General features: G+C 60.8%; 21 protein-coding genes. 9 read left to right on the forward strand and 12 right to left on the reverse strand.

What is annotated here, in order from left to right; all coding sequences use genetic code 11:
* The first annotated feature begins 11 nt into the window (after window positions 1-11).
* Window positions 12-2,108, forward strand: a complete 2,097-nt coding sequence (locus ACVW0Y_RS08485; protein ID WP_457437510.1) for an LTA synthase family protein — start codon at window positions 12-14, stop codon at window positions 2,106-2,108.
* An 83-nt stretch (window positions 2,109-2,191) separates the two neighbouring features.
* Here the strand turns inward: ACVW0Y_RS08485 and ACVW0Y_RS08490 are convergent, their stop codons facing one another.
* On the reverse strand, window positions 2,192-2,869 hold the full coding sequence (locus tag ACVW0Y_RS08490; RefSeq protein ID WP_457437511.1) for a YceH family protein: 678 nt from the start codon (window positions 2,867-2,869) through the stop codon (window positions 2,192-2,194).
* 198 nt (window positions 2,870-3,067) lie between these two features.
* Complete coding sequence (locus ACVW0Y_RS08495) at window positions 3,068-3,766, reverse strand: pirin family protein (protein ID WP_457437513.1); 699 nt, start codon at window positions 3,764-3,766, stop codon at window positions 3,068-3,070.
* Between the two features lie 535 nt (window positions 3,767-4,301).
* Between ACVW0Y_RS08495 and ACVW0Y_RS08500 the strand changes: the two genes are divergently transcribed.
* Both ACVW0Y_RS08500 and ACVW0Y_RS08505 read left to right on the forward strand, forming a co-directional pair.
* Entirely contained in the window at window positions 4,302-5,648 is a 1,347-nt protein-coding gene (locus tag ACVW0Y_RS08500) for an OprO/OprP family phosphate-selective porin (RefSeq protein ID WP_457437514.1), read from the forward strand.
* A 283-nt stretch (window positions 5,649-5,931) separates the two neighbouring features.
* A complete protein-coding gene (locus ACVW0Y_RS08505; protein WP_457437515.1) occupies window positions 5,932-7,068 on the forward strand; it encodes a GNAT family N-acetyltransferase in 1,137 nt (378 codons plus the stop codon).
* Between the two features lie 47 nt (window positions 7,069-7,115).
* Here the strand turns inward: ACVW0Y_RS08505 and ACVW0Y_RS08510 are convergent, their stop codons facing one another.
* From ACVW0Y_RS08510 to ACVW0Y_RS08535, 6 genes are all read right to left on the reverse strand, one after another.
* On the reverse strand, window positions 7,116-7,382 hold the full coding sequence (locus tag ACVW0Y_RS08510) for a DUF2790 domain-containing protein (RefSeq protein ID WP_108097539.1): 267 nt from the start codon (window positions 7,380-7,382) through the stop codon (window positions 7,116-7,118).
* Between the two features lie 247 nt (window positions 7,383-7,629).
* Window positions 7,630-7,905, reverse strand: a complete 276-nt coding sequence (locus ACVW0Y_RS08515; protein ID WP_457437518.1) for a DUF2790 domain-containing protein — start codon at window positions 7,903-7,905, stop codon at window positions 7,630-7,632.
* Between the two features lie 214 nt (window positions 7,906-8,119).
* Window positions 8,120-9,949 carry an ABC transporter ATP-binding protein gene (locus ACVW0Y_RS08520; protein WP_457437519.1) on the reverse strand — a complete coding sequence of 610 codons (1,830 nt, stop codon included), beginning with the start codon at window positions 9,947-9,949 and terminating at the stop codon, window positions 8,120-8,122.
* 50 nt (window positions 9,950-9,999) lie between these two features.
* A complete protein-coding gene (locus ACVW0Y_RS08525) occupies window positions 10,000-10,554 on the reverse strand; it encodes a peptidylprolyl isomerase (protein ID WP_457437521.1) in 555 nt (184 codons plus the stop codon).
* A 63-nt stretch (window positions 10,555-10,617) separates the two neighbouring features.
* Window positions 10,618-11,406, reverse strand: coding sequence for an alpha/beta fold hydrolase (locus tag ACVW0Y_RS08530; protein WP_457437523.1), 789 nt, complete (start codon window positions 11,404-11,406; stop codon window positions 10,618-10,620).
* Between the two features lie 24 nt (window positions 11,407-11,430).
* Entirely contained in the window at window positions 11,431-12,357 is a 927-nt protein-coding gene (locus tag ACVW0Y_RS08535; RefSeq protein WP_457437524.1) for a LysR family transcriptional regulator, read from the reverse strand.
* Window positions 12,358-12,404: 47 nt separating this feature from the next.
* Here ACVW0Y_RS08535 and ACVW0Y_RS08540 point away from each other — a divergent pair, with 47 nt between their 5' ends.
* Both ACVW0Y_RS08540 and ACVW0Y_RS08545 read left to right on the forward strand, forming a co-directional pair.
* Entirely contained in the window at window positions 12,405-12,734 is a 330-nt protein-coding gene (locus ACVW0Y_RS08540; RefSeq protein WP_457437525.1) for a 3-phosphoglycerate kinase, read from the forward strand.
* Between the two features lie 131 nt (window positions 12,735-12,865).
* Window positions 12,866-13,465 carry an FMN-dependent NADH-azoreductase gene (locus ACVW0Y_RS08545; protein ID WP_457437526.1) on the forward strand — a complete coding sequence of 200 codons (600 nt, stop codon included), beginning with the start codon at window positions 12,866-12,868 and terminating at the stop codon, window positions 13,463-13,465.
* Window positions 13,466-13,744: 279 nt separating this feature from the next.
* Here ACVW0Y_RS08545 and glpD read toward each other — a convergent pair whose 3' ends face one another.
* Window positions 13,745-15,271 carry a glycerol-3-phosphate dehydrogenase gene (gene glpD / locus ACVW0Y_RS08550; protein WP_457437527.1) on the reverse strand — a complete coding sequence of 509 codons (1,527 nt, stop codon included), beginning with the start codon at window positions 15,269-15,271 and terminating at the stop codon, window positions 13,745-13,747.
* Window positions 15,272-15,402: 131 nt separating this feature from the next.
* The gene (locus ACVW0Y_RS08555) at window positions 15,403-16,161 is read right to left on the reverse strand and encodes a DeoR/GlpR family DNA-binding transcription regulator (protein ID WP_457437529.1); all 759 of its coding nucleotides are present in this window, start codon (window positions 16,159-16,161) and stop codon (window positions 15,403-15,405) included.
* Window positions 16,162-16,292: 131 nt separating this feature from the next.
* Between ACVW0Y_RS08555 and ybaK the strand changes: the two genes are divergently transcribed.
* The 4 genes from ybaK to ACVW0Y_RS08575 all read left to right on the forward strand — a co-directional run bounded on the left by ybaK (window position 16,293) and on the right by ACVW0Y_RS08575 (window position 20,337).
* Complete coding sequence (gene ybaK / locus ACVW0Y_RS08560) at window positions 16,293-16,763, forward strand: Cys-tRNA(Pro) deacylase (protein WP_457437530.1); 471 nt, start codon at window positions 16,293-16,295, stop codon at window positions 16,761-16,763.
* A 61-nt stretch (window positions 16,764-16,824) separates the two neighbouring features.
* Complete coding sequence (gene glpK / locus ACVW0Y_RS08565) at window positions 16,825-18,312, forward strand: glycerol kinase GlpK (protein ID WP_457437531.1); 1,488 nt, start codon at window positions 16,825-16,827, stop codon at window positions 18,310-18,312.
* A 93-nt stretch (window positions 18,313-18,405) separates the two neighbouring features.
* Window positions 18,406-19,188 carry a PhzF family phenazine biosynthesis protein gene (locus tag ACVW0Y_RS08570; RefSeq protein ID WP_457437532.1) on the forward strand — a complete coding sequence of 261 codons (783 nt, stop codon included), beginning with the start codon at window positions 18,406-18,408 and terminating at the stop codon, window positions 19,186-19,188.
* An 81-nt stretch (window positions 19,189-19,269) separates the two neighbouring features.
* A complete protein-coding gene (locus tag ACVW0Y_RS08575; RefSeq protein WP_457437534.1) occupies window positions 19,270-20,337 on the forward strand; it encodes a diguanylate cyclase in 1,068 nt (355 codons plus the stop codon).
* On the opposite strand, the gene ACVW0Y_RS08580 is transcribed toward ACVW0Y_RS08575, so the two are convergent.
* Window positions 20,334-21,389: an ABC transporter ATP-binding protein gene (locus ACVW0Y_RS08580; protein ID WP_457437535.1), complete on the reverse strand. Its 1,056-nt coding sequence runs from the start codon at window positions 21,387-21,389 to the stop codon at window positions 20,334-20,336. The two genes, ACVW0Y_RS08575 and ACVW0Y_RS08580, sit on opposite strands and share 4 nt — an antisense overlap.
* A complete protein-coding gene (gene argF / locus ACVW0Y_RS08585) occupies window positions 21,386-22,306 on the reverse strand; it encodes an ornithine carbamoyltransferase (protein WP_457437537.1) in 921 nt (306 codons plus the stop codon). The genes ACVW0Y_RS08580 and argF overlap by 4 nt, the downstream gene beginning before the upstream one ends.
* Between the last annotated feature and the right edge of the window lie 124 nt (window positions 22,307-22,430).

The raw sequence follows: 22,430 nt of genomic DNA on the forward strand, positions 1-22,430 counted from the left end.
TCTTGGACAACATGGCACTATCGGACGCCCTGAGCAGTTCCTCCGCATCACCGCGTGGCACGCCCACGCTGAAAAGCCACTTGGTCTTCACCTTCCTGACCGCCGTCACCTTCCTGGTGATGTACACGCTGTTGCGTGTGGCGCTGCTGGTGTACAACCGCGAGCTGATTGGTGAGGACACCTTCGCCACCTTTGCCGAAGCCTTTTTCAATGGCATGCGCTTCGACCTGCGCGTGGTGGTGTATGCCTGTGCGCCGCTGCTGGTCACGATCCTGATTCCCGCCGCCATGGCCCGTCGCGGCTGGATGCGCGTGTGGCTGACGTTCTTTGCCAGCGTCACCCTGTTCCTCGGCCTGACCGAGCTGGATTTCTACCGTGAATTCCACCAGCGCCTGAACAGCCTGGTGTTCCAGTACTTCCAGGAAGATCCGAAAACCGTACTGAGCATGCTCTGGAACGGTTTCCCGGTGGGGCGTTACCTGCTGGCCTGGGCCGTGGCCACCTGGTTGCTGTGGAAACTGTTCAAGGGCCTCGATGGCCTCAGCCGTTCCCGTGGCGAAGCCGCGATGTTCAGTGCCAGCCCGCGTAGCCGTGCCTCCTGGCCGATGCGTGGCGTGGCCTTCGTGGTCTGCCTGGTGCTGGCCGTGCTGGCCGCCCGTGGCACCTTTACCCAGGGCCCACCCCTGCGCTGGGGCGATGCCTACACCACCGAATCGATGTTCGCCAACCAGTTGGGCCTCAATGGCACCTTGACCCTGGTGTCGGCGGCCAGCGCCAGCTTCTCCTCCCATCGCAAGAACGCCTGGAAATCCACCATGCCGGATGCCGATGCCCAGGAGATTGTGCGCAAGATGATCCTCACCCCGCACGACGTATTGGTCGACGCCGACAAGGCCGCCATCCGCCGTGACTTCACGCCGCCAGAAGACGGCACCTTGCCGGGTGTGAAGAACGTGGTGGTGATTCTGATGGAAAGCTTTGCCGGTCACTTTGTCGGTGCCCTCGGCAGCCCGCTGAATATCACCCCGGAGTTCGACAAACTGGCCAAAGAAGGCGTGCTGTTTGACCGCTTCTTCTCCAACGGCACCCACACCCACCAGGGCATGTTCGCCACCATGGCGTGCTTCCCTAACCTGCCAAGCTTCGAGTACCTGATGCGTATGCCCGAGGGCAACCACAAGTTCTCCGGCTTGCCACAGCTGCTCGATGCCCGTGACTTCGACAACCTGTATGTCTACAACGGCAACTTCCAGTGGGACAACCAGTCCGGGTTCTTCAGCAACCAGGGCATGACCAACTTCATCGGCCGGGAAGACTTCGTCAATCCGGTCTTTATGGACCCGACCTGGGGTGTGTCCGACCAGGACATGTTCGACCGCGGTGCCAAGGAGCTGGAAACCAACTTCGGCAAGAAGCCGTTCTATGCCTTGCTGCAAACCCTGTCCAACCACACCCCGTATGCCTTGCCAGCCGACTTGCCGGTGCAGCGCGTAACCGGCCAGGGCAGCTCGGACGAACACCTCACCGCCATGCGTTATTCGGATTGGGCGCTGGGCCAGTTCTTCGAAAAAGCGCGCAAAGCGCCGTACTTCAAAGACACCCTGTTTGTCATAGTCGGCGACCACGGCTTTGGCAGCGACGAACAGCTGACCGAAATGGACCTGTTCCGTTTCAACGTGCCGCTGTTACTGATCGGCCCGGGCATTCAGGAGAAGTTCGGGGCGGTGCGCCATACCGTCGGTACGCAGATCGATATCGTGCCGACCATCATGGGTCGCCTGGGTGGCCAGGTGCGTCACCAGTGCTGGGGCCGCGACCTGCTGACCCTGCCGGAAGGCGACCATGGCATTGGCGTGTTCAAGCCGTCGGGTGGCGAGCAGACCGTGGCCATCGTCACGCCTGAGCGCATTCTGATTCAGCCCAAGGGCTTCGAGCCGCGTCTGTACGACTACACCCTGGGTGCCAAGGCCAGCGCCACCCGCGTACCGGGCGATATCGATCCGCAGCTGAAGAAACAGCTGGAAGCTTTCCTGCAAACCGCTACCAAGAGCCTGCTGGATAACACCGCTGGCGTAGTGGATGGCATGCCGGACAAAGACGAAAACTGACCTCAGCGCTTTCGTTTTCAGGCTTGGCCCATCGCGGCTGACCGGCGCTCCGGTCAGCCGCGATGCTTTTACGGGCCGGAAAATCAGCCGTGGTCTTGTTCCAGCTTGGCCAGTCGCGCTTCCAATTGCGCCACGCGCTCTTCCAGTTCATCGATACGTGCTTGCGACGGCGCGCTCGCGTCGTTGCGCTCGCTACGACCGCTGCTGGCAACGGCGGCGGCCAGTTCTTCGGGGCTGGCCAGCAGATGCATATAACGGTCTTCACGTTGCCCCGCCTGGCGCGGGATCTGGATCGCCAGGCCGCGGCTGGCCAAACGTTCCAGTTGGTGCTGCAACTGCGCGGTATCGTCGAAATCGTGCATGCGGCTGCTGCGGGTTAGCAGTTCGTTGAGGGTTTGCGGGCCGCGTAACAGCAGCAGACTGAGCAGGATCACTTGCGCTGGCACCAGCTCCAGCGCTTTGTCGACGCGCTGTTCCCAGCGATCGGCGCGGCTGCCCATCACCAGGCGGGCCATGCTGCGCCCTTCCAGGGCGCGCAGGGCCTGGGCAACCTGGCCCTGGGTGAGGTTCATCACCGGCTCGCGGCTGGTTTTCTGGTTGCAGGCCAGCACCAGGGCGTTGAGGGTCAGAGGGTAGCTTTCCGGGGTGGTGGCCTGTTTCTCCACCAGACAGCCCAGCACCCGCGCTTCGCTACTGGTGAGGGGCTCTACGGCGGGGGCGGTGTCGCCCGTTTCCTGGCGTGCTTCGATGTCTTGGCTCATGGCGGCAGCTCCGGCGGAAAAAGAGCCGTAGCCTAGCCTGAGATGGCCTGGCTGCACATGGCTTTTGTCATTTTCAGGGATCGCGGCTGAAGCCGTTTCTACAGACTTGCACACTCTGTAGGAGCGGCTTCAGCCGCGATTTTTTCAAGCAAAAAAAAGCAGCCCGAAGGCTGCTTTTGTACTGCGCGGTACTGGCAATCAAGCGACATCCACCAGGATGATTTCCGCATCTTCAACGGCGTTGAAGACCAGCACATCTTCACCGCTGACCGCCACACCATCACGGGCATTGGCTTGCACGCCATTGACGCTGATCACGCCGCTGGCCGCTACCAAGTACGCCTTGCGGTCGCTACCCAGACGGTACTCGGTCTGCTGACCGGCCTTCAGGGTGGCAGCACTCAAGCGGGCGTCGGCACGGATATGCAGGGCGTCGCTATCGGCTTTATCACCGCTGGCCAGGGTCACAAAGGCACCGGCGCGTTCGCCTTTCGGGAACGGCTTGGCACCCCAGGACGGTGGCGAGTTGAACTCGGTGGGCTGAATCCAGATCTGGAAGATCTTGGTGGTTTCATCCTCGAGGTTGTACTCGCTGTGGGCGATCCCGGTACCGGCGCTCATCACCTGCACATCACCGGCTTCGGTGCGGCCCTGGTTGCCCAAGTTGTCCTGGTGGGTAATAGCCCCTTCACGGACATAGGTGATGATTTCCATATCCCGATGCGGGTGACGGGGGAAGCCGCTTTGTGGCGCGATTTCGTCATCGTTCCACACCCGCAGTGGGCCCCAGTTCATCCGTTTCGGGTCGTAGTACTCGGCAAACGAGAAGTGGTGGCGAGCATTCAGCCAGCCGTGGTTGGCCCCACCCATCTGCTCAAAAGGTCGACGTTCGATCATGATTTGTGTCCTCCGTAGGTTAGCCAGATGGCGCTCGTTGGGCCTGTTCGACGCGGTGAAGCGCCAGCCAGGCGGGGGATGCCGCTGGTGTTGGACGCCATGATCTATCGATTTGTTTTCGGTTAATAGCGCAAAAAGTGCAGCTGCAAGATCGAATAATTAGATTGGTTGAGGGCGCGGCTTTTTGTCGTTTTTTCCTCGTATGGATAGCCCGATCTGCGCGCAAGCATGTAAGCGATTGGCTTGAATTCGACCGGTTTCCGGCAGACCTACGGCTGTCATGTTCCCGCTTTGTGACAGCGCTGATTTGCAAAATACCTAAATTCAGGGTGCTGGCCTTGAGCCAGAAAAGTGCCTGTAATCAGCGTGCTAGAGCGTCTGCAGCCTTATTCTTATTCGGAGCAAAAAAGTTCCTTTGTCATAAAACATTTATATAAAAGCAACTGAGCTGAAATAACCCCCCGCCAGTATTCCCCCCAGCACAAACGAGCCAGCCGCTCGGGTGTATTTCAAAGACCAATAGGGGAATTCTTCGATGATCCGTAAGCACTTCGCCGGTATTGCCGCCAGCGCCCTGGCCCTGGCCATTTCCGCCCAGGCTTTCGCCGGTACCGTTACTACTGACGGCGCTGACATCGTTGTAAAAACTAAAGGTGGCCTTGAAGTGGCTACTACTGACAAGTCGTTCGGTTTCAAAATCGGCGGCCGTCTGCAAGCTGACTACAGCCAGTTCGATGGCATCTACACCAAGAACGGCGACAGCGCTGACGCTGCTTACTTCCGTCGCGCATTCCTGGAGTTCTCCGGTATCGCGTTCAGCGACTGGCTGTACAACATCAACTATGACTTCTCGCACAACTCCGGTTCTGCAGACGATGGCTACTTCGACGAAGCCTCCATCAGCTACATCGGCTTCAACCCGGCTGTAATCAAGGTAGGTCGTTTCGACCCGGAGTTCGGTCTGGAAAAAGCCACCAGCTCCAAGTGGGTAACCGCTCCTGAGCGCAACGCCTTCTACGACATCATCGATTGGGCCAACAGCCATCAGAACGGCATGGGCGCTCAGGTTTCCAGTACCTTCAGCGACTCGTTCTATGTGTCTGCCGGTGCCTTCGCCAAAGACAACAACGACACCGATGGCGACAGCAACAAGCAGGCTAACCTGCGTGCCGTGTTCGCTCCGCTGCACGACGCTGGCAACGTGCTGCACTTCGGTTTCAGCGCCGCTCGCCGTGACGTTTCCGATTCGGCTGTTGACGCACAATTCCGCAGCCGTCTGGGCATGCGTGGCGTAGCCACTACTGGTGGTAACGATGCGGGTACTAACGGCAACCGCGTAGTGTTCGCTGGCCAAAGCAACACCACTACTGGCCTGTACGACAACGACACCGCACTGGGTCTGGAAGCTGCCTGGGCAATGGGTCCGTTCTCCCTGCAGGGTGAATACATGACCCGTGAGTTGAAAGCTGACACCAACAACGTCCTGTACCAGGACATCGAAGCCAAAGGTGGCTACGTACAAGTGGCGTACACCCTGACCGGTGAAGCCCGCGGCTACAAACTCGGCAAGTTCGACGCCCTCAAGCCTTCCAACAACCAGATCGGCGCATGGGAAGTGTTCTACCGCTTCGACAGCATCTCGGTTGACGACGACAGCACCCGTACTCCTGCTCAAACCGTCACCCTGGACTCCGGCGACCGTGATGCCAAGGTCCATAACCTGGGTGTGAACTGGTACGCCAACGAAGCGGTAAAAATCAGCGCCACCTACGTGAAAGCGTCGGTTGATGGCGTGACCAACGCCACCGGTACCACTGCTGCCTCGCGCACCGGTGATGACGATGGTGATGGCTTCGTAGTCCGCGCTCAGTACGCGTTCTAAGTTGTAGCTCTACGCAATACGCAACAAAGGTTCTGCTCCTTCTTAGCCCCGCCCAGTGCGGGGCTTTTTTATTTCGTTCGGCATCGATCGGCTGCGCGTCGGCGATGCGGCGTTAAAAACCGATTTTCAATGCTCATGGGCACCAGCCCACTGCGCTTGAAAACCGGTTTTTGCCTTGCCTCGCTCGATCTCGAATGGCGTGGGATCAATGCAAGGGAGGCAGACGTCTTTTTGATCCTGCCGTTATGATGTCCCGGCCGTCTAACCCGCCGTGGACCCGCCAATGCCTGTGCAAATTCTCGACTCCTTGTCCGCCATCTCTGCCCAGGCCTGGGATGCACTGCTGCCGGAGTCTCAGCCGTTTCTGCGCCACGCGTTTCTGTCTGCATTGGAAGACAGCGGCAGCATCGGCGGCCGCAGCGGCTGGCGGGCTTCCCATCGGGTCTGGCTGAGCGAGCAGGGCGAGTTGCAGGCGGCGTTGCCGGCCTATCTGAAGAGCCATTCCTACGGCGAATACGTGTTCGACCATGGCTGGGCCGACGCCTGTCAGCGTGCCGGCATCCGTTATTACCCCAAGCTGCTCGGTGCTGTGCCGTTCTCGCCGGTGACCGGACCGCGACTGTTGGGCTTACCCGACAGCGCGTCGCAATTGCTCAATCAGTTGACCGAAGATTTGCCGGCTCAAGGGCTGTCCAGCCTGCATATCAATTTCACCGACGAGTTGGCTAATGCCCTGCTCGATGGCCGGGAAAACTGGCTGCAACGTTTGGGCTGCCAGTTCCATTGGCGCAACCGCGCTTACCGCGATTTTGCCGACTTCCTCGATGTATTGGCCTCACGCAAACGCAAGCAGATGCGCAAGGAGCGCGAGCAGGTGGCGGGGCAGGGCATCGGTTTCGACTGGCGCGAAGGCGGGCAGTTGAGCGAGGTCGAGTGGGATTTTGTCTATGCCTGCTACGCCAATACCTATGCGGTGCGTGGGCAAGCGCCTTATCTCACTCGCAGCTTTTTCAGCCTGCTGGCTGAACGGATGCCCGAGGCGATTCGCGTGGTATTTGCCGTTCAAGGTTCACGGCCAGTGGCCATGGCCTTCAGTCTGGTGGGCGGCGACAGTTTGTATGGGCGCTATTGGGGTTGCCTGGCGGAGTTTGATCGCCTGCATTTCGAGACCTGTTTTTACCAGGGCATGGACTATGCGATCAGCCAGGGGTTGCAGCGTTTTGATGCCGGTGCCCAGGGCGAACACAAGCTGATTCGTGGTTTTGAACCGGTGATTACTCAGTCCTGGCATTACCTCTGTCACCCGGGGCTACGGGAGGCCGTGGCGAATTTTCTGCAGGATGAGCGGGAGGGGATTCGGGCGTATGCCGAGGAGGCGAGAAGCCTCTTGCCATTCAGGCAGGAGAATACTGGCTTGTAATGATGGGTTTCGGTTTTGCCTCCACCCATCGTTTCGGGGGCGAGCGCTCAGCTGTTCTGCGCGCGGCCGCCCCATTCCTGGTACTTCAGTTTGTGTACTTCGCCCAGGCTATCTTCGTAAACCACGATGACGGGAACGACGCCGGTTTTGCCGGAGTTATCGGTACGGTGCAGCACCTTGGCCACGTCGACCTTCATACCGTAGTGGTACTTCTCAGTGGGCAGGCCAGCACCTGGAGTGGGGTTCAGGTCGTCGGCAAATACGCTCGGGGCAAACCCGGAGAGAACGGCGGTAACCAGTGACGCAATTTTCATGATGGTCTTTCCTCAACGGTGGGGGGTCGAATGAAAGCGGCAACTGAAACCTTCCGTACGGCGTTGAAGGCTTGGATTGGGGCTTTCTTCACTCTTGCGGCTTGGGGTGCGACAAGTTGTCGCGCTTTGAGACTATGGTTAATTACAATAGGAAGCAAGCTATCTTTCGTCGGAAATACCCGTGCTTGAGCTGCTGCTTGTCGCTGCTGGTCTTGCTTAGTGGCAAAGACCAGCAGTGGCGAGGCAATCAGCTGTGGTCATCGGCACCGCCCAGTTCCAGGTATTTCACTTTCTGCACGCGGCCCTGGCTGTCTTGGTAAACCATGGTGACGGGGACTACACCGGCCACGTTGGATACGTCGGTGAGCGACAGGACTTTTTTCACATCCAGCTCCATCCCGTATTCGTATTGCACGGTAGGAATATCGGCGCCGGCTTTGGAATTGGTGGCTTGGACACTCTGGGCAAACGCGAAGGGCGCGGTAGCGATCAGAGCAAACGCGGCAATTGCAGCGGTTTTCATGATGGTGGTCCTCGATAGCGGGTTGCTGTGGCTATCTGACCAGTTGCGGCGTTGCGGGAGAAATCGATGCTGGTTGTAGTGCAGATCACTGATATTGATATTGTTAGCAGGCTATCTAATTTTGCGGTGGATTGGATCAAATAAAAAGCATCGCGGCTGAAGCCGCTCCTACAGGTGTGTGCGAGCTGTAAAAGCGGCTTCAGCCGCGATGCCTTTAATCAATACCGACAAACCCACCCGTCTGGTGATGCCACAGCCGCGCATACAAGCCCTTTTGCGCCAGCAGTTCGGCATGTGTGCCGCTTTCGGCAATCCGCCCTTTATCCAGCACCACCAGGCGATCCATGCGGGCGATGGTGGACAGGCGGTGGGCGATGGCAATTACCGTTTTACCTTGCATCAGGGTTTCCAGGCTTTCCTGAATGGCCGCTTCCACTTCCGAGTCCAGCGCCGAAGTGGCTTCGTCGAGGATCAGAATCGGCGCGTTCTTGAGCAACACCCGGGCAATGGCGATGCGCTGACGTTGGCCGCCGGAGAGCTTCACCCCGCGTTCGCCCACATGGGCATCGAAACCAAAGCGCCCCTGAGCATCGGAGAGGTCGGGAACAAACTCGCTGGCCCGCGCCTTGCGCAGTGCTTCCCAGAGCTCCTGGTCGCTGGCGTCGGGTTTGCCATAGCGCAGGTTGTCGCGGATCGAGCGGTGCAGCAGGGAAGTGTCCTGGGTCACCATGCCGATGCGTTCGCGCAATGTTTCCTGAGCGACCTCGGCAATGTTCTGGCCATCAATCAGAATCTCGCCGCCTTCCAGGTCGTACAGGCGTAGCAGCAGATTGACCAGGGTGGACTTGCCCGCGCCCGATGGCCCGATCAGACCGATCTTCTCGCCGGCGCGAATCTCCAAGTCCAGGCCGCTGATGATTCCGCGGCCTTTGCCATAGTGGAAGCTGACATTGCGCATGCTCACCGCGCCCTGCGGCACCTGCAGGCGCGGGGCCTGGGCGATATCGAGCACGTTGCGTGGCTGGGCGATGGTCTGCATGCCGTCCTGCACGGTGCCGATATTTTCGAAAATGCCGGTGACCACCCACATGATCCAGCCGGACATATTGATCAGGCGGATCACCAGGCCAGTGGCCAGGGCAATGGCACCGACCGTAATCAGGCCCTGACTCCATAGCCATAGCGCCAGGCCCGTGGTGCCGGCGATCAGCGCGCCGTTCATGGAGGTGATCACCACGTCCATCAAGGTGACGACGCGGCCGGCCATCTGCGTGGTTTCGTTCTGTTCCTTGAGCGCCTCGCGGGCGTAGTTCTGTTCGAAGTTGGTGTGGGCGAACAGCTTGAGGGTGGCGATATTGGTGTAGCCGTCGACGATCCGCCCCATCAGTTTCGAGCGCGATTCGGAGGCGATCACCGAACGTTCCTTCACCCGCGGCACGAAGTACACCAGCGAGCCGATATAGCAGAGGATCCATGCCAACAGCGGCAGCATCAGACGCCAATCGGCCTCGGCGAACAGCACCAGGCTGCTGATGGCGTAGATAAGCACATGCCAGAGTGCGTCCACGGCTTGCACGGCGGAGTCGCGCAGGGAATTGCCGGTTTGCATGATGCGTTGGGCGATACGCCCGGCGAAGTCGTTCTGGAAAAACCCCAGGCTCTGCTTGAGCACGTAGCTGTGGTTTTGCCAGCGAATCAGGTTGGTCAGGCTGGGGCTGATGGTCTGGTGCACCAACAGGCCATGCAGACCGTTGAACAGTGGCCGCAGCAGCAGGGTGACAGCGCCCATCCACAGCAGGGCGGTGCCATGCTGGCGGAAGAATTCGGCAGAGGGCGTGCTTTGCGCCCAATCGACGATATCGCCGAGAAAACTGAACAGCGCCACTTCGATCAGCGCGACGATCAGACCAACCACCATCAGGGCAAGGAAGCTGGGCCAGGCCTGGCGAAGAAAGTACAGGTAGAAGCGCCAAACATCGGTGGGTGGCGCTTCGCTGGGAGCGGGGCGGAAGATGTCGATCAGTTGTTCAAAACGGCGAAACATCTCGGTCCTCTCTCTTTACACCGCGACGGCCCATCCATGGGCCGTCTGGTTTACAGACGCTTGGCGGCCAGAATCAGCACCGGCGTATTCGGCACGTCGCTCATGCCGGCATAGCTGCCGGTGGGCACCTGGGAAATCTTGTCGACGATATCCATGCCCTTTACCACCTTGCCGAATACCGCGTAGCCGAAGTCGCGGCCACCGTGGTCGAGGAAGGCGTTGTCTTTCTGGTTGATAAAGAACTGGCTGGTGGCCGAATCCACCACGCCGGTCCGGGCCATGGCCAGGGTGCCACGCACGTTGTGCAGGCCGTTGTCGGCTTCGTTCTTGATCGGCGATTGGGTGTTTTTCTGGCGCATGTCGGTATCAAAACCGCCGCCCTGAATCATGAAGCCGGGGATTACCCGGTGAAAAATGGTTTTGCTGTAGAAGCCTTTATCGACATAGGCAAGGAAGTTGGCGGTGCTGATCGGCGCCTTGCCATCTTCCAGTTCGACTTCGATATCGCCGAGGCTGGTGGTGATCAGTACATGGGTGTTCTCGGCAGCGAACAAGTGGCCAGCAAAGAGTACGGAGCAGGCGAAGAGGGTGGCTTTTTTCAACATGGAGGTAGACCTGTTATGGGTATGGGGTGTTGGGTACAGCGCATCGTTTAAAGGCCGTGGAGTTTAACCGTCCACTTCGGCCAGGAATGCCAACAGCTGGGCATTGAAGAACTCGGGTTGATCCATGGGGGTGGCATGTCGGGAGTCTTCGACCACCAGCAGGCGGGCGTTGGGCAGCTCATCGACATAGGCCTGTTTGACTGCCACCGGGGTGTAGTCATGGTCGGCCGTAACCACCAGCGTAGGACAGATGATGCGCGCCAGTCGTTCCCGCACGCCCCAGCCGATGATGGCGTCGAGGCTGGCCAGGTAGGCGCGCTTGTCGTTCATCGGCCAGCGCCGTTCCACCTTCAGGCGCAGTTCCACCTGTTCGGCCTTGGGAAACAGCAGCCGACCGAGTTTCTTGCCGATTACGTTTAGGCTGAGCAGGCGCGACAGCGTCCAGCGCTGCGCCACCATCAGGGCATCCCGGGGGCGTTTGATCTTCACTTCCGGGCCGCTGTTGACGATGGTCAGGCTCTTCAGCAGTTGCGGATAGTCCACCGCCAGCTGAAAGCCGATCATGCCGCCCATGGAGATGCCCACCAGATGCACCGGCGGCAGATTCAGGTGTTCGATCAGCGCCGCGACGTCCTCGGCAAAGCCGGCGATGCTGTATTTCTCCCGCGGTTTGTCCGAGCGGCCGTGACCGCGCACATCCAGGCTGATCACCCGGTAGTGCTTGCTCAGCTGCGGAATCTGATACTCCCAATCCAGGGTGCTGGAACCCAGGCCGTGCACCAGAATCAGGGGCTTGCCGGTGCCGTACTCTTCGTAGTGCAGTTGGCATTCATCGTGATCGAAATACGGCATGGGTGCCTCCTGGCAAGGGTGTGGTCAGCTGTGCATGGCGGGTGAGGCAAACGGTGCGTCCAAGGGCGCGGCGTCGAAGTTGCGGATCAACTCGATCAGTATCTGGGTGGCCGGGCCCAGGGGTTTGTCCTTGTTGGTATAGAGGAAGAAGGTCGGGTGACGACTGCCGCCGCGGTCCAGGGGCAATTCCTTGAGCAAGCCTTCACGCAGCTCGCGCTCGATCAGGTGGCGGGGCAGCCAGGCGAAGCCCAGGCCACTGGCGACAAAGGTGGCGGCGGTGGCCAGGCTGCCGACGGTCCAGCGCTGCTCGGCACCCAGCCAACCGACATCACGGGGCTGTTGACGCCCGGAGTCGCGAATCACCACCTGCATTTGCGATTCCAGATCCTGGAAGCTGATTTCCCGCTGCAAACGGTGCAGGGCATGTTCAGGGTGGGCGACGGCGACGAACTCCACCGCGCTCATTTCCGAACCGAGAAAGCCGGGAATATTGAAGCCACTGATGGCCAGGTCGGCAATGCCGTCCTTGAGCACTTCTTCGACCCCGGACAGCACCTCCTCACGCAAGCGCACCCGGCAGCCACGGCTCTGCGGCATAAAAGCGGTGAGGGCGCGCACCAGGCGGGCGTTGGGGTAGGCGGCATCGACAACCAAACGCACCTCGGCTTCCCAGCCCTGTTCCATATGGTGGGCAAGGTCTTCCAGCTGGCTGGCGTTTTTCACCAGTTGCCGCGAGCGGCGCAGCAGCACATCGCCGGCTTCGGTCAGCACGGCCTTGCGCCCATCGATGCGCAGCAGCGGTACACCGAGCTGCTCCTGCATGCGCGCCACGGTGTAACTCACCGACGATTGCGAACGGTGCAGCGCCTCGGCCGCCTGGGCGAAACCACCGTGGTCGACCACCGCTTGCAGGGTTCGCCATTGATCCAGGGTTACCCGGGGCGCTTTCATCCTCGCATCCTCTTGTCCTAAGCTGGGTTCCCGTTTGGAGCCCAATAATGAATAAGATCGTCTCTATTGCCCTGCTTGCACTGCCCTTGAGTGCCTTCTCGCTGAGCGCCCGGGCATTCCCCATCGAACTGGAGAAGACCATGAATGGTGCCGAGGTGTCGGCATCGACCCAAGAGGTCGACTTCAATATGGGCGCAGTTCAGTTGTACAACTACGGTCAGGCGGCGGCGGAATGCAAAGCGGTGTTCCGCAATGGGCCGGAAGCACCCCGCAGCCGCAAGGTCACCCTGCCGCCGGGTAAAGACGCGCTGCTGACCGGGCGCTTCACCTCGCAAGTGATCAAGATGCGCATCAAGGTCACCTGCAAGCCGGTGTGAGGCAAGCCTAGAGTTAGCCGGGGGATAAATCAAATTAATAGATTGGTTGCAGCGGTTTTTTCCTCTTTTTAATCAATATCGATGACCGTAACCTTGCTTCATCAACGCACAACGCAGATGGAGTCAGTCTTATGTCCCAGGTTCTGGTCATCGAAAGCAGCGCCCGCCAACAGGGCTCGGTATCGCGCGAACTCACCGCACAATTTATTACGCAATGGCAGGCCGCACACCCAGGCGACACCATTACCGTGCGTGACCTGGCGGTGCAGCAAGTGCCGCACCTGGACATGGACTTGCTCGGCGGTTGGATGACCCCGGCCGAGCAGCAGAGCGACGCCGAAAAAGCCGCCCTGGCCCGCTCCAATACCCTGACCCATGAGCTGCTGGCCGCCGACGTACTGGTGCTGGCTGCGCCTATGTATAACTTCACCATCCCCAGCACCCTGAAATCCTGGCTCGACCATGTGCTGCGCGCTGGCGTCACCTTCAAATACACCGATACCGGCCCGCAGGGTCTGCTCACCGGCAAACGCGCCTATGTGCTGACGTCCCGTGGCGGTATCTACGCCGGCAGCGCGGCGGACCATCAAGAACCCTATCTGCGGCAGGCCCTGGGGTTTGTCGGCATCCACGAGGTGCAATTTATCCACGCCGAGGGGCTGAACCTGGGCGGCGAATTTATGGAAAAAGGCTTGAATCAGGCCAAGGCGCAGTTGGCGCAAGTGGCCTGATGCAGCACTGAAACTCCTCCTTTGACACCCGCGCTCCTGGGTGTAACTGCCTGGCAAACCAGCCCCGGTTTGCTGGGCGTTTTTTTGTCTGGCAACCAGCAAAGGCATCGCGGCTAAAGCCCTCCCAGGTGGACATGCGTTCTCTGCGGGAGCGGCTTTCGCCGCGAGGTTTTGATCTTTAGCGGCCTTATACCGATCTGGCTCGCTCGACAACTTCCATAAAAAAGCCCCGCCAAATGGCGGGGCAGAGGTCTTGCCAAGCACACACATAGATTCAGTTCACGCCGCATGCACTCCCTGCGGGCTTTCCAGGTAGGTGGTCAACCGCGCTTGCTGCCCGGGGGTCATAAACAGCCCAAGCTTGCTGCGCCGCCAGAGAATATCGGCGGCATCGCGAGCCCATTCTTCGCGGCACAGGTAATCCACTTCGCGGGCATACAGGCCGGTGCCCATATGTTCGCCGAGGTCTTCCAGGCTGGTGGCACCATCCAGCAGCGCGAAGCTGCGGCTGCCGTAGGTGCTGGCCCAGCGGCGGGCGACCTGGGTGGGCAGCCAGCCGTACTGGCTGCACAGGCTTTCCACCAGGGCGCTGCGGCTGCTCATCTGCTCACCGCCGGGCAGTGGCGAGGTGGCGGTCCAGCTTGCCTGCATCTTGCTGAAGAAGGGTGCCAGCTGGCCCATGGCCGACTCGGCCAGCTTACGGTAGGTGGTCAGTTTGCCGCCGAACACCGAGAGCAATGGCGCTTCGCCGGGGTGGGCGGAGAGGGCCAGGGTGTAGTCGCGGGTGACGGCCGACGGGTCGTCCGATTCGTCATCACACAGCGGCCGTACGCCAGAGTAGGTGTGCAGAATATCCGCCTGGCTGATGGATTGTTTGAAGTGGGCGTTGACCACATCCAGCAGGTACTGGGTTTCTTCGGCGCTGATCGCCACCTGGGCCGGGTCGCCCTGGTACTCGCGGTCGGTGGTGCCGATCAGGGTGAAACGTTCCAGATAGGGAATGGCGAAGACGATGCGGCGGTCTTCGTTCTGCAGAATATAGGCCTGCTCACCATCGAACAGGCGCGGCACGATGATATGGCTGCCCTGGATCAGGCGAATGCCATAGGGCGATTTTTGCTGCAGATCGTCCTGAATAAAGCGCGCGACCCATGGCCCAGCGGCATTGACCAGCGCATGGGCGCGAATCGAATAGAGGCTGCCGTCGGCGCGCTCCAGATGGATATGCCACAGGCCTTTGCTGCGCCGGGCGCTGACGCAGCGGGTGCGGGTGTGAATATGCGCGCCCTGTTCGCGGGCGGCCATGGCATTGAGAACTACCAGACGGGCATCGTCCACCCAGCAATCGGAGTATTCGAAACCGCGGCTGATCTCGGCTTTCAGCGGGCTGCCGGCACCAAAGCGCAGACCGCGTGAACCTGCCAGCTTTTTCCGTTTGCCGAGGTGGTCGTAGAGAAACAGCCCGGCACGAATCATCCACGCCGGACGCAGGTGCGGGCGGTGGGGAAGAATAAAACGCATGGGTTTGACGATATGCGGGGCCTTGGCCAGCAGCACCTCGCGTTCGGCGAGGGCCTCGCGTACCAGTCGGAATTCGTAGTGTTCGAGGTAGCGCAGGCCACCGTGGATCAGTTTGCTGCTGGCGGAGGAGGTGTGTTGCGCCAGATCGTCTTTTTCGCAAAGGAACACCGACAAACCACGACCTGCTGCGTCGGCGGCAATCCCCACACCATTGATGCCGCCGCCAACCACGGCGACGTCATAGATTTCAGCAACCGAGCTGGTGGGGTTCTGCGTTGCGCGCATGGCAGGCCTCTGAAGTCGAAAGTGAACGTTGTTATGTTCGATTTCGAAAATGGTAGCCGAATGTTTTGCCACTGGCCAGCCGGGCGTGCGCTGGCATGCCGAATGGTCACTGGAGGCATCGCGGGGAAAGCTCAGACCAGCTTCAGCTGGACCTTATGCTGCGCCAGCAGGCGAGCGAGGGCGGCGGAGGGGGCGCGGTCGGTGAACAGCTGGTTGATCAGGCTGATCGAGCCCAGGCGCACCACGGCATTGCGGCCGAACTTGCTGGAGTCTGCGGCCAGCAGCACTTGCCGGGCGTTGTCGATGATGGCTTGGGAAACCCGCACTTCCTGGTAATCGAAGTCCAGCAGGCTGCCGTCATCATCGATGCCGCTGATGCCCATCAGGGCGAAGTCGACCTTGAACTGCTGGATAAAATCCACCGCCGTCTGGCCAACGATGCCGCCGTCGCTGCGCACCGTACCGCCGGCCACCAGTACTTCGAAATCGGCCTTGTCGCTGAGCTGTGCGGCCACATGCAGGTTGTTGGTGATGACCTTCAAACCCCGGTGGTTGAGCAGGGCGCGGGCGATGGCTTCGGTGGTGGTGCCGATATTGATAAACACCGAGGCGTGGTCGGGCACCTGGGCGGCAATGGCCTCGGCGATACGCTGCTTTTCATCGCGCATCAGCCCGGCGCGCATGGCGTAGGCGGTGTTCTGTGTGCTCGAGGCTTCACTGGCGGCACCGCCGTGGGTGCGGCGCAGCAGGCCCTGTTCGGCAAGCTGGTTGATGTCGCGGCGAATGGTTTGCGGGGTCACGGCAAAGGCTTGCGCCAGCTCGTCGATACTGACGTAACCGCGTTCGCGGGCGAGGTCGAGGATGTCTTGCTGTCGGGGCGCCAGGGTCATAAGGGCTTCCTTGTTTTGCGCGGCATTATAGGCCGATGGGCGCGGGCCATGGCACCGCCCGTGGCGCTCGACTTTTGCCAGGTCTGCCTCTAAGGTACGCGAACTTTGCCCGATTATTTTCACATTCGAACATGACCCCAGCCATCGACCTGTTGAAAAAAGCCCGCGCCGAGCACCAGGTGCTGAGTTACAGCCACGACCCCAAGGCCGCTTCCTACGGTCTGGAGGCGGCGGAAAAACTGGGTCTGGACCCTGCGCGCGTCTTCAAGACGCTGCTGGCGGCCAGCGAAAAAGGCGATTTGTTAGTCGCGGTGGTGCCGGTGGCCGGTACCCTGGATCTCAAGGCCCTGGCCCATGCCGCCGGGGTGAAGAAAACCGAGATGGCCGACCCGGCCGCAGCGCAGCGTTCCACCGGTTATTTGCTCGGTGGGATCAGCCCCTTGGGGCAGAAGAAGCGCCTGCGCACCTTTATCGATGAAAGCGCCAAGCAGTACCCGAGCATTTATGTGAGTGCCGGACGTCGCGGTCTGGAAGTGCAGTTGGCGGCCGATGTGCTGGCCGCACATTGCCAGGGCACCTTCGCCCCGATTGGTCGCGAGTAAGCAACACCTCAGCAGGTTCGCCCCTGGCGATGTCCTAACGAAAAATAATAAGGAAGCGCAGATGTCCCAGTACCTTCTTGCCATCGACCAAGGCACCACCAGCAGCCGCGCGATTGTGTTCAGTGCCCAGGGCTTGCCGGTGGCTCGCGCGCAACAGGAATTCAAGCAGTACTTCCCCAAAGACGGCTGGGTCGAGCACGACGGTGAAGATCTCTGGCTCACCACTTTGAAAGTCTGTCGCGATGCTCTGCGCCAGAGTGGCCTGAATGCCTCGGAAGTGGCGGCCATCGGCATCACCAACCAGCGCGAAACCACTCTGGTGTGGGACGCCGCCACCGGTACGCCGATCCACCCGGCCATCGTCTGGCAAGACCGGCGTACCGCCGATTACTGCGCCGGCCTGAAGGACGCCGGCCATGAAGCCACGGTGGCGGCCAAGACCGGCCTGTTGATCGACCCCTATTTCTCTGCCACCAAGCTGCGCTGGATTCTCCAGCAGGTTCCCGGTGCCCGTGAGCGCGCCGAGCGCGGTGAGCTGCGTTTCGGCACCGTCGACAGCTTTCTGCTCTGGCGCCTGACGGGCGGCAAGTCGCATAAAACCGACGCCAGCAACGCCTCGCGAACCATGCTGTTCAATATCCATACCCAGCAATGGGATACCGACCTGCTGGCGCTGTTCGAGATTCCCGCCAGCGTGCTGCCCGAGGTGCTGGACTGCGCGGCCGACTTCGGCACCACCGATGCCAACTGGTTCGGTGCCAGCATTCCGGTGCTGGGCATGGCTGGCGATCAACAGGCGGCGCTGGTCGGCCAGGCGTGCTTTGAACCGGGCATGGTGAAAAGCACCTACGGCACCGGCTGTTTTATGATCCAGAACACCGGCAAAACCCCGGTGGTATCGCAGAACCGCTTGCTGACCACCGTGGGTTATCGCCTCAAGGGCGAAGTGACCTATGCGGTGGAAGGCAGCATCTTTGTTGCCGGCGCTGCGGTGCAGTGGCTGCGCGATGGCATCAAGCTGATCAGCCATGCCCGCGATACCGAAGCCCTGGCCGAGCAGACCGGCGATGCCAGTGGGGTGTTTCTGGTGCCGGCCTTTACCGGCCTGGGTGCGCCGTACTGGGACCCGAAAGCCCGCGGCGCGATCTTCGGCCTGACCCGTGACACCGGCATCAAGGAAATCGTTACCGCTGGCCTGCAGTCGGTGTGCTACCAGACCCGCGACCTGCTGGTCGCCATGGGGCAGGATGGCGCGGCCGCACCCAGCTCGCTGCGGGTGGATGGCGGTATGGTGGAGAACAACTGGGTGATGCAATTTCTCGCCGATATTCTCGGCGTGCCGGTGGAGCGTCCCCAGGTCACGGAAACCACCGCCCTGGGCGTGGCCTATCTGGCGGGGCTGCAGGCTGGCATTTACCCGGACCTGCAGGCCATCGCCCAGCACTGGCATCGCCAGCACCTGTTCGGCCCACGCATGGCCACCGCCCACCGGGAAAAGCTTTACGCCGGCTGGCTGGATGCGGTGAAGCGGGTACGCAGCGAAGGTTGAGCGCTGTAACGCTGCAAAAAGCGTCGGCTGTATAAGGCCGGCGTGCTGGCAAGTCGGTATCTTGGGTGCCTTTCCCTGCCAAGGAGCGCGCCCATGTCCCTCGACTTCCATCAGATCGATGCCTTTACCCAGCAGCCGTTTGCCGGCAACCCGGCAATTGTCTACCGCCTGGACAGCTGGCTGGACGAGGCGCGCATGCAGGCGATTGCCGCCGAGCACAACCTGGCGGAAACCGCTTTTGTGGTGAAGGAAGGCGCGGTCTGGCACATCCGCTGGTTTACCCCTACCTGTGAAGTGCCGCTGTGCGGTCATGCCACCCTGGCCAGCGCTTATGCTTTGTTCAACCTGCATGGCGAAACCGCGCTGCAGTTGGACTTCATCTGCCAGTCCGGTGCCCTTAGCGTCAGCCGTGACGGCGAGCGCCTGGTGCTGGATTTCCCCACGCTGCCGGGCAAGGTGATCGCTGCCAGTGAGGCGATCAAGGCGGCGGTGAATGCGCCCATCGTCGAGGTGCTGGATACCGGCAAAGAGTTGCTGGTGGTGGTCGAAAACGAGCAGCAGGTGCGCGATTGCCAGCCCGATCTGGCTGCCGTGGCGCAGTTGCCCTGGCTGGGCATGATGGTTACCGCCCCCGGGCAGCAGCACGATTTCGTTTCCCGCTACTTCGCCCCCGCCATCGGCATCGATGAAGACCCAGTGACCGGTTCGATCCATTGCAGCCTGATTCCCTACTGGGCAGCGCGCCTGGGCAAGGCCGAGCTGAATGCCTTCCAGTGCTCGGCCCGTGGCGGCGAGCTGTTCTGCCGGCTGGATGGCGAGCGGGTGAAAATCGCCGGCCACGCCGTACTGGTGGCCAGTGGCCGTTTGCATCTGTGACGTGCTTCTGTTGACGAGGCGGGCGGCAAACACTCGGGTGGTTATACTGCGCTAACGATCCTTACGGAGAAGGACCCGCCGATGCCGTCTCGCCAACAACTGTTGCGTGTACGCCGGATTCTGTTAGCCAGCAGTGCCTCCCTGGGCTATCTGCTGTTGTGCTGGCTGGCATTCGCTGGTGGCTTTATGCAACTGACGGTGGCCGGCATGTTGCTGCTGACCATCGCCGTGCTGGCCAGCATGGGCGCTTTTCTGGCCCTGACCTGGTTCAATCTCAACCTGCGCTTTCATGATCCCAGCCTGACCTTGCCACAGATGGGCTGGGCCATTGGCGTGATCTTTGTCAGCGTGTACTTCGCCGACAGTCTGCGTTCGCTATTTCTGATGATGGTGCTGGTGGTGCTGATGTTCGGTGCCTTCCGCCTCGATCTGCGCGGTTTTATTCGCATCGGCCTGTTTACCGCGGTGTGCTACGGCCTGCTGATGGCGGCGCTGATGCATCGCGGGGTGGTGTTCGACTGGCATGTGGAGGCGATTCGCGCGCCGGCGTTTTTTGTGTTGATTGCCGGCGTGTCCATGCTTGGCCTGGAGATGAGCCGTCTGCGCGATATTCTTCAAGAGCGCAATCGCGACCTCCAGATAGCCCTGGAGCGAATTCAGCAACTGGCGATCACCGACGAGCTCACCGGCCTCTACAACCGTCGCTTTGCCAACGAGGTGCTGGATCAGCAAAAGGCCCTGGCTGATCGCGGCACCTACGATTTTGTTCTGTGCCTGATCGATCTGGACTTCTTCAAACACGTCAACGATGCCTATGGACATGCCGGGGGCGACGCGGTGCTGTGCCAGTTGGCGACGATTCTGCAGCGGGTAGTCCGCGATGTGGATTTCGTTGCCCGTATGGGCGGTGAGGAGTTTTTGCTGGTGCTTTCCAACACCAACGAAATCGGCGCGCTGCATGCCATGGAGCGTTTGCGCCAGACCCTCAGCGTTACCCAGTGGGAAGGCTTGGCCCAGTTGCGTATGACCCTGTCGGTGGGCATCAGCCGTTACATCAGCCCGGAACCCTGGCAGACCACCATGCAGCGCGGCGATCGCGCGCTGTACCAGGCCAAGGACAATGGCCGCGATCAGGTGGTGGTGCTTTAGAGCTGACTGCCCGGGGCGGCGAAGGTCACCACCTGTTCGGCGGCCAGGCGCACGCCGACATGCTCGCCGGCCTGGTGCTGCACATGGCTGGGGAATAACGCTTCGACATGCCCACCAGTGGCCAGACGCAGGCGATACAGGGTGCTGGAGCCGAGGAAGCTGCTGCTCAGGACTAGCGCTTGCTGCTCGGCCTGGTCGGCGAAGGCGATGTCATCCGGGCGCAGCAAAACCTCCACCGGGCTACCGCTCGGCCAATCGCGGGGCTGACAGCCCACCACACCTAGCTCGGTTTGCACCGATTCGCGGGTCAGCATTTCGCCGCGAATAAAATAACCCTGGCCAATAAAGCTGGCGACAAAGGGGGTCTGCGGCCGGTGGTAAAGGTTGTAGGGCGTGTCCCATTGCTCCAGGTGACCCTCCTTGAACACCCCGACCTGATCGCTGACCGCGAAGGCTTCTTCCTGGTCGTGGGTCACCAGAATGGCACTGGTACCGCGGGCCTTGAGGATCTCGCGAACTTCTTGGCTAAGCCGCCGGCGCAGCTCGTTGTCGAGGTTGGAGAAGGGCTCATCGAGCAGCAGCAGTTGCGGTTCCGGTGCCAGGGCGCGGGCCAGCGCCACGCGCTGCTGCTGGCCGCCGGAAAGCTCGTGGGGATAGCGCTTGCTCAAGGTCGAGAGCTTCACCAGTTCCAGCAGCTCGGCAGTGACCTGCGCGCAGTTGGCCTGCTGGCGAATACCGAAGGCGACGTTGTCGGCCACCGTCAGGTGTGGGAACAGGGCGTAGTCCTGGAACACCATGCCGATGCGGCGCTTTTCCGCCGCCAGGGTAAATCCGGCGCGCGACAGCAGGGTGTCGGCCAACTGGATTTCACCACTGAGCACTGGTTCGAAACCGGCAATGGCGCGCAGCGTGGTGGTTTTGCCGCAGCCCGAGGGGCCGAGCAGGCAGCCGATATCCCCGACATTCAATTGCAGGTTCAGCTGCTGCACCACGGGATGATCGCGGTAGCCGCAGCTGAGGTCGCGCAGGGTTAACAGCGGGCCAGCACTCATGCCGGGCGGTAGCCGGGCTCGACCAGCATTTCCAGCAGCGCCTTCTGCGCGTGCAGACGGTTCTCAGCTTGATCCCAGGCACCGGAGCGCGGATCGTCGAGCAGATCTTCGCTGATTTCCTCGCCACGATGGGCGGGCAGGCAATGCAGGAAGAGCACGTCGCTGGCGGCCTGGTCGAGGAGGGCGCGGGTGACCTGATAAGGCTTGAACAGGGCCAGTCGCTCGGCCGCTTCTTCTTCCTGGCCCATGGAGGTCCACACGTCGGTGCTTACCAAGTGGGCACCGGCCACGGCTTCAACCGGGTCGCGGACAATGGTCACGCGTTCGCCGGCCTGGGCGATAAAGCTTGGATTCGGCTCGTAACCCTGTGGGCAGGCGATACGCAGTTGGAAGTCGAACTGTTGGGCCGCTTCGATGTAGCTGTTGCACATATTGTTGCCATCGCCGATCCAGGCCACGGTCTTGCCCTTGATCGAGCCGCGCAGCTCCAGATAGGTTTGCATATCGGCCAGCAGCTGGCAGGGGTGCAGGTCGTCCGACAGGCCATTGATCACCGGCACACGCGAATGAGCGGCGAATTCGGTGAGGGTGCTGTGGGCAAAGGTGCGGATCATCACCGCATCGAGCATGCGCGACATCACGATGGCCGCATCGCTGATCGGCTCGCCACGGCCCAACTGGGTGTCGCGCGGCGAGAGAAAGATGGCCTGGCCGCCGAACTGGATCATGCCGGCTTCGAACGACAGGCGGGTGCGGGTTGAGGCCTTCTCGAAGATCATGCCCAACACGCGGTTTTTCAGGGGTTCGAAAAGGATGCCTCGATTGCGCAGGCTCTTCAGCTCGATGCCACGACGGATCAGGCCCAGAAGTTCATCGGGCGTGCAGTCCATTAGCGAGAGAAAGTGTCTTGCGCTCATCATTAACTACCTTTTGTACAACGATTGCGCTGGTGAGCAAGCCTTGGGTTTTCACGAAAAAAAAGGCTCTACCAGCGGCTGGGGGCCGCACGGTGCGACGAATATGGGGAGGCCGGATCTTATA

This window comes from Pseudomonas sp. TE3786 (assembly GCF_054057335.1).

Excerpts from the sequence above, each read along its gene's own strand:
- ACVW0Y_RS08495 (WP_457437513.1), bottom strand. The coding sequence starts at position 3,766 with ATGATCGAACGTCGACCTTTTGAGCAGATGGGTGGGGCCAACCACGGC.
- ACVW0Y_RS08520 (WP_457437519.1), bottom strand. The coding sequence starts at position 9,949 with ATGTTTCGCCGTTTTGAACAACTGATCGACATCTTCCGCCCCGCTCCC.
- argF (WP_457437537.1), bottom strand. The coding sequence starts at position 22,306 with ATGAGCGCAAGACACTTTCTCTCGCTAATGGACTGCACGCCCGATGAA.
- ACVW0Y_RS08515 (WP_457437518.1), bottom strand. The coding sequence starts at position 7,905 with ATGAAAACCGCTGCAATTGCCGCGTTTGCTCTGATCGCTACCGCGCCC.
- ACVW0Y_RS08510 (WP_108097539.1), bottom strand. The coding sequence starts at position 7,382 with ATGAAAATTGCGTCACTGGTTACCGCCGTTCTCTCCGGGTTTGCCCCG.
- ACVW0Y_RS08535 (WP_457437524.1), bottom strand. The coding sequence starts at position 12,357 with ATGAAAGCGCCCCGGGTAACCCTGGATCAATGGCGAACCCTGCAAGCG.
- ACVW0Y_RS08525 (WP_457437521.1), bottom strand. The coding sequence starts at position 10,554 with ATGTTGAAAAAAGCCACCCTCTTCGCCTGCTCCGTACTCTTTGCTGGC.
- ACVW0Y_RS08545 (WP_457437526.1), top strand. The coding sequence starts at position 12,866 with ATGTCCCAGGTTCTGGTCATCGAAAGCAGCGCCCGCCAACAGGGCTCG.
- ACVW0Y_RS08530 (WP_457437523.1), bottom strand. The coding sequence starts at position 11,406 with ATGCCGTATTTCGATCACGATGAATGCCAACTGCACTACGAAGAGTAC.
- glpD (WP_457437527.1), bottom strand. The coding sequence starts at position 15,271 with ATGCGCGCAACGCAGAACCCCACCAGCTCGGTTGCTGAAATCTATGAC.
- ACVW0Y_RS08570 (WP_457437532.1), top strand. The coding sequence starts at position 18,406 with ATGTCCCTCGACTTCCATCAGATCGATGCCTTTACCCAGCAGCCGTTT.
- ACVW0Y_RS08555 (WP_457437529.1), bottom strand. The coding sequence starts at position 16,161 with ATGACCCTGGCGCCCCGACAGCAAGACATCCTCGACCTCGCCCGCGAA.
- ACVW0Y_RS08580 (WP_457437535.1), bottom strand. The coding sequence starts at position 21,389 with ATGAGTGCTGGCCCGCTGTTAACCCTGCGCGACCTCAGCTGCGGCTAC.
- ACVW0Y_RS08500 (WP_457437514.1), top strand. The coding sequence starts at position 4,302 with ATGATCCGTAAGCACTTCGCCGGTATTGCCGCCAGCGCCCTGGCCCTG.
- glpK (WP_457437531.1), top strand. The coding sequence starts at position 16,825 with ATGTCCCAGTACCTTCTTGCCATCGACCAAGGCACCACCAGCAGCCGC.
- ACVW0Y_RS08575 (WP_457437534.1), top strand. The coding sequence starts at position 19,270 with ATGCCGTCTCGCCAACAACTGTTGCGTGTACGCCGGATTCTGTTAGCC.
- ACVW0Y_RS08485 (WP_457437510.1), top strand. The coding sequence starts at position 12 with ATGGCACTATCGGACGCCCTGAGCAGTTCCTCCGCATCACCGCGTGGC.
- ACVW0Y_RS08540 (WP_457437525.1), top strand. The coding sequence starts at position 12,405 with ATGAATAAGATCGTCTCTATTGCCCTGCTTGCACTGCCCTTGAGTGCC.
- ACVW0Y_RS08490 (WP_457437511.1), bottom strand. The coding sequence starts at position 2,869 with ATGAGCCAAGACATCGAAGCACGCCAGGAAACGGGCGACACCGCCCCC.
- ybaK (WP_457437530.1), top strand. The coding sequence starts at position 16,293 with ATGACCCCAGCCATCGACCTGTTGAAAAAAGCCCGCGCCGAGCACCAG.
- ACVW0Y_RS08505 (WP_457437515.1), top strand. The coding sequence starts at position 5,932 with ATGCCTGTGCAAATTCTCGACTCCTTGTCCGCCATCTCTGCCCAGGCC.